The organism is Saccharomonospora saliphila YIM 90502 (genome assembly GCF_000383795.1).
GTDB classification, from domain to species: Bacteria; Actinomycetota; Actinomycetes; order Mycobacteriales; family Pseudonocardiaceae; genus Saccharomonospora; species Saccharomonospora saliphila.
On the sequence record NZ_KB912670.1, the window covers coordinates 7,515 to 13,008 of the forward strand.

5 protein-coding genes are annotated in these 5,494 nt (G+C 73.3%); 2 read left to right on the forward strand and 3 right to left on the reverse strand.

The window, feature by feature from the left end:
* Nucleotide 1: 1 nt before the first annotated feature.
* Nucleotides 2–1,150, reverse strand: coding sequence for a PQQ-dependent sugar dehydrogenase (locus SACSA_RS0111440; protein ID WP_019816010.1), 1,149 nt, complete (start codon nucleotides 1,148–1,150; stop codon nucleotides 2–4).
* 114 nt (nucleotides 1,151–1,264) lie between these two features.
* Between SACSA_RS0111440 and SACSA_RS0111445 the strand changes: the two genes are divergently transcribed.
* Both SACSA_RS0111445 and SACSA_RS0111450 read left to right on the forward strand, forming a co-directional pair.
* Nucleotides 1,265–2,176, forward strand: coding sequence for a 2-hydroxyacid dehydrogenase (locus SACSA_RS0111445; RefSeq protein ID WP_019816012.1), 912 nt, complete (start codon nucleotides 1,265–1,267; stop codon nucleotides 2,174–2,176).
* 66 nt (nucleotides 2,177–2,242) lie between these two features.
* Nucleotides 2,243–2,896, forward strand: a complete 654-nt coding sequence (locus SACSA_RS0111450; RefSeq protein WP_019816014.1) for a DoxX family protein — start codon at nucleotides 2,243–2,245, stop codon at nucleotides 2,894–2,896.
* An 81-nt stretch (nucleotides 2,897–2,977) separates the two neighbouring features.
* On the opposite strand, the gene ilvD is transcribed toward SACSA_RS0111450, so the two are convergent.
* Together ilvD and SACSA_RS24620 are read right to left on the reverse strand one after the other, a co-directional pair.
* Entirely contained in the window at nucleotides 2,978–4,822 is a 1,845-nt protein-coding gene (gene ilvD, locus SACSA_RS0111455; protein ID WP_028661789.1) for a dihydroxy-acid dehydratase, read from the reverse strand.
* Nucleotides 4,823–4,831: 9 nt separating this feature from the next.
* Nucleotides 4,832–5,494: PH domain-containing protein (locus tag SACSA_RS24620; protein WP_019816017.1), on the reverse strand; the 663-nt coding region annotated here is incomplete at its 5' end.

Consider the following 5,494-nt stretch of genomic DNA (forward strand, 5'->3'; position numbering starts at 1 on the left):
GTCAGTCCGGCCCGCCGCTCGACGCGGGCTGGCGGACGATGAGCACCACGCGATCGTCGCTGGAGACCGGCGCGCCGCCGTCCTTGTTGACGGTGCCCGCGACGGCGACGTCGGCGGTGACCGAGGCCAGGCTGCCGAAGCGCCCGTAGTCGGGCCCGCGCTCGCCGTCCATCGTGACCCGCGGCTCGCCCCCGACGGAGCCGTCCGCGTTCAGCGGCAGGTTGTGCACGCTCGCGCCCTCCGACATCGCCACGACGAGCACGTCGTCCCAGTCCGCGCAGCCGGTGACGCCCGGGGCCTCGCGCCAGGTCCACGCGGGCACCGACAGCGCTTCGCCCGCCCGCAGCCGGTAGATCGCGTCGCGGCCGGGTTCCCGGTCGGTCACCCACACGCGGGAGTTGTCGTCGGTGGCGCACAGGCCCCCCGGGGCGTGCACCCCGCTCGCGTACACCGGCGAGCCGGGTCGCGGGTTGCCTTCCGCCGGGGCGCCGCTGGGATCGACCCGGAGCACCTTGCCCGCCAGCGAGTCCGGGTCGTCGGCCGCGGCCGGGTCGCCCGCGTCACCGGTCGCGACGAACAGGGTGCCGTCGTCGGCGGCCAGCAGCGCCCCGCTGTTGCCGGTCTCGCCCCGTGGGATGCCGGTGAGGACGGGCTTGGCGGGACCGCCCTCGCTGAAGCGCACGACGCGGTTGTCGGTGGCCGTGGTGACGTAGGCGTAGACGAGCCGGTCCTCGGCGTAGGTGGGCGACAGCGCCAGCGAACTCAGCCCGCCGCCGCCCGAGGGGTCCACGTCGAGGGTGGCGATCTCGGCCTCCTCGCCGTCGGTGCCGACGCGCAGCACCCTGCCGCTGCGGCGCTCACCGGCCAGGGCGGTCACGGTCGCTCCGTCGGTGGGCAGGGCCGTCACGGCCGACACGGTGTCGAGGCAGGTCGCGAGCACGGCCTCGTCGTAGTCGGTGCACCCCTCGGGTGGCGGGACCGGTTCGCGGGAGCGCGGCGGTGCCCCCGGCTCGCTGTGCCGCTCGACCTCGGGCAGGTCGGGTTGGGGCCCGGCCTCCGGCGTGAGGTTCGGCGCCGGTTCCCAGTTCCGTTCACCCGCCGTGTCGTCGAACTGGGCGCACCCCGCGGCGAGCAGGACGGCGCACGACACGGCCGCGACCGTCTTCGATCTCCCGCGAACTCGCGTGCGCACGGTCACCCAGCCTAGGCGGCACACCGTGAACCTCCGGTAAGCGGGGCGTGCCGCGTGGGTCACGATGGGACCGTGACGATCACCGTGCTGGTACCCCACGACGAAGGATTCGAGGCGCTGTCGGAGGTCGAGGGCGTCCGCCCCGTGCGGTACGGCCTCGACGAGGCGCTGCCCCCCGAAGCGGCCGAGGCGGAGGTGCTCATCCCGGGCGCCAAGGCGCCCCGGCTCGCCCCGCTGCTGCGGTGGATGCCACGGCTACGACTGATTCAGCTCCTCTCCGCCGGCGCGGAGGACTGGACGGGGGCGCTGCCGTCCGGGGTGTTGCTGTCCACCTGCCGGGGCGCGCACGGGGGGAGCACCGCCGAATGGGTGATGGCCGTCCTGCTGTCGGTGTGCCGTGATCTCGACGGGTTCGCCGCCGCGCAGCGCCGGGGCCACTGGATTCCCGGCACCACCGACACCCTCCAGGGCAAACGCGCGGTGGTGCTCGGGGCGGGCGACGTCGGCGGTCAGTTGCGGCGCAGACTGGAACCGTTCGACACCCGCGTCCGCATGGTGGGACTGACCGCGCGCGACGACGTGCACGGGGTCGACGAACTGCCCACCCTGCTGCCGGAGAGCGACATCGTGGTGGTGCTGGTGCCGTTGACCTCCCGGACACACGGGATGGTCGACGACGCGTTCCTGGCCGCGATGCCCGATCACGCGCTGCTGGTCAACGCCTCCCGGGGCGGGGTCGTGGACACCGACGCGCTCGTGGCGCACCTGTCGGCGGGCAGGCTGCGCGCCGCGCTCGACGTCACCGATCCGGAGCCGCTGCCGGACGGACATCCGCTGTGGACGTTGCCGAACGTGGTGGTCACCCCGCACATCGCGGGCGCGGTACGGGACGCGCGCCGTCGTTCCTACGCCGTCGCGGCGGCCGAGATCGCCCGCTACGTGCAGGGCGAGCTGCCGGAGAACCTGGTTCACGGCGAGTACTGAGTCCCCGGACACTCGCACCGCCGTCGTGCGCCCGGCGTCGGCCGGTATGCCTTACGCTGCGCGCTCATGAGTGCTCACGACGACCGTGCCGAGCGGCCGAAGACGCTGTCCGGTTCCGACCTGTTCGATCCGGACAGGATCACCGACACGCCGACCACCCGCACCACCGCCCCCGCGGTGGGCGGCGACGACGGCGCGGGCGCCGGTGGCCGCGCGAGCGCGCCCGAGACCTGGCACGGCGGTCTCGACGCCGGGCTGCTGGTGCTGCGACTGGCGCTCGGCGTGATCATGATCGCGCACGGCCTGCAGAAGTTCGGCCTGCTCGGCGGCCCGGGGATCGGCGGGTTCGCCCAGGCGCTCGAGTCGTTCGGCTACACCGGGCAGACCACGCTGCTGGCGTGGATCACCGCGTTGTCCGAGGTGGGTGGCGGGCTGCTGCTCGTGCTGGGCCTGTTCACCCCGCTCGGTGCCGCCGCCGTGCTCGGCGTCGCGGTCAACACGGTCTACGTCAAGTTCGACGGCGGGTTCTTCGCGGGCGGTGGGGGCGTCGAGTACGAGCTGCTGCTCGCGGTGGTGGCCTTCGCCCTGCTGTTCACCGGGTCGGGCCGGGTCGCGCTGGACAAGAACACCCCGTGGCGGCGCAGGCCGCTGACCTTCGGCCTGGTGTCGCTCGTGCTGGCCGCGGGGGCCTCCACCGCGGTGCTGGTGCTGTACGGCTGAGTACGCCGCGCGCCGGTGGGCGAGCGGGGGAGTGGGCCTTTCGGTGAGGCCCGGCTCCCCCGTCCACCGTGCGGGCGCCGATCAGCGGCTCGGGTCGCGCACCGCCCCGGTGTCGGCGGAGGTGGCCATGCGGGCGTACGCGCGCAGCGCGCCGGTGACCGGGCGTTCCCGCTCGACCGGCTGCCACGGCCGCTCGGAGGCCTCCATCTTCGCGCGGCGCTCGGCGAGCACGTCGTCGTCCACCAGGAGCGAGAGGGTGCGCTCGCGCACGTCGATGAGGATCTCGTCGCCGTTCTCGACGAGCCCGATGGCGCCCTTCGCCGCGGCCTCCGGGGAGATGTGCCCGACGGAGATGCCGGAGGAACCCCCGGAGAAGCGCCCGTCGGTGATCAGCGCGCACACCGCGCCCAGTCCCGCGCCCTTGAGGAACGCCGTGGGGTGCAGCATTTCCTGCATCCCCGGTCCGCCCGAGGGGCCCTCGTACCGCACGACGAGCACGTCGCCGGGCTGGACCTGTTTGCCCAGGATGGCCGAGACCGCCTCCTCCTGGCTCTCCACGACCCGGGCGGGGCCACGGAAGTGCCACAGCGACTCGTCGATGCCGGCCGACTTGATGACCGCACCGTTCTCGGCGAGGTTGCCGCGCAGCACGGTCAGCCCGCCGCTGGCGGTGTAGGCGTGCTCGACCGACCGGATGCAGCCGTTCTCGCCGTCGGTGTCGAGCGAGGACCACAGGTTGGTCGTCGAGAACGCCTCGGTGGTGCGCACCCCGCCCGGCGCGGCGTGGAACAGCTCGCGCGCCCGCTCGGAGGCCGCAGGGTTCCGGACGTCCCACTCGGACAGCCACTCGTCGAGCGAGGGCGAGTGCACGGACGTGACGTCGGTGTGCAGGTACCCGCCCCGGTGCAGCTCACCCAGGATGGCGGGGATGCCGCCCGCGCGGTGCACGTCCTCCATGTGGTAGTTCGAGTTCGGTGCCACTTTGGACAGGCACGGCACGCGGCGGCCGATCGTGTCGATGTCGTCGATCGTGAAGTCCACCTCGCCTTCCCGGGCGGCGGCGAGGATGTGCAGCACGGTGTTCGTCGAGCCGCCCATGGCCATGTCGAGCGCCATCGCGTTGGCGAAGGCGTGCCGGTTGGCGATCGAACGGGGCAGGGCGGTCTCGTCGTCGTCGCGGTACCAGCGCTGTGCCAGGCGCACGACGGTGGTGCCCGCGTCGCTGAACAACCGCCTGCGCGCGGCGTGCGTGGCCAGCGTCGAGCCGTTGCCGGGCAGCGAGAGCCCCAGCGCCTCGGTGAGGCAGTTCATCGAGTTGGCCGTGAACATGCCCGAGCACGACCCGCAGGTGGGGCACGCCGACCGCTCCACCTCCGACAGACCCTCGTCGTCGACCTCGGAACTCGCCGACGCCGAGATCGTGGTGATCAGGTCGGTCGGGGCGTGGGCGACCCCGTCCACCACCACGGCTTTGCCCGCCTCCATCGGGCCACCGGAGACGAACACGGTCGGGATGTTGAGCCGCATCGCGGCGTTGAGCATGCCCGGCGTGATCTTGTCACAGTTCGAGATGCACACCAGCGCGTCGGCCTGGTGGGCGTTGGTCATGTACTCGACCGAGTCGGCGATGATCTCGCGGGAGGGCAGCGAGTACAGCATTCCGCTGTGTCCCATGGCGATGCCGTCGTCCACCGCGATGGTGTGGAACTCCCGGGGCACGCCGCCCGCGGCACGCACGCCCTCCGCGACGACCTCACCCAGGTCCTTGAGGTGGACGTGGCCCGGCACGAACTGCGTGTAGGAGTTGGCGATCGCCACGATGGGCTTGCCGAAGTCGCTGTCGGTCATGCCGGTCGCGCGCCACAGGGAGCGGGCTCCCGCGGCGTTGCGGCCGTGAGTCGTGGTACGGGAACGCAGTGCAGGCATGCGGCAAGACTACGCGCCGCTGGTATGCCCGCCGTGGTCCACGTCGTCGTCGCGCGTTCCGCCGTCGCCGGGCCGGGCCCCGGCAGCGCCGCTCGCGCCCTTCGTACCGTCCGGGCCGCTCGGTCCCTCCGTGTCGTCCGGCCCCTTCGCGCCGTCCGCGTCGTTCGCGTCGTTCGGGCTCTCCGTACTTTCCGCGCTCTGCGTGTCGTCCGTACCGTTCGCGCGGGCACCCTCGGCGCGTGCCGTGTCGCGCGTACCGTCGAGCACACCCGAGGGGTCGGGCAGCCTGCCCTCGCTGACGAACGAGATGACCGGAAGGTGGCGGGTGCGCACGCCGGGCAGCGGCACGGTGCCGCCGTCGGCCAGCACGGCATGGACTTTCGCCTTCCGGGTGAGCGAAAGCCCGGCCACCGCCTCCCAGGGCAGCTCGCGAGTGCCGAGCGTGGTGCGCACCGTCAGGCCGTGCCGGGTCGCGGTGGTGCGGTTGCGCACGATCCACACGGCCAGCCCGACGGGCACCGCGAGCAGCGCCTGGAGTCCCGGCGCCGCGAACGCGAACGGCAGCATGCCGATCAACAGCAGGAACACCACCAGCAGCGCGGGCGCGGGTGTGCGGAACACCGCGTGCCTGCCCCGGCTCGCACCGGCCGCTGCGGGATCGCGCGGGGCGCG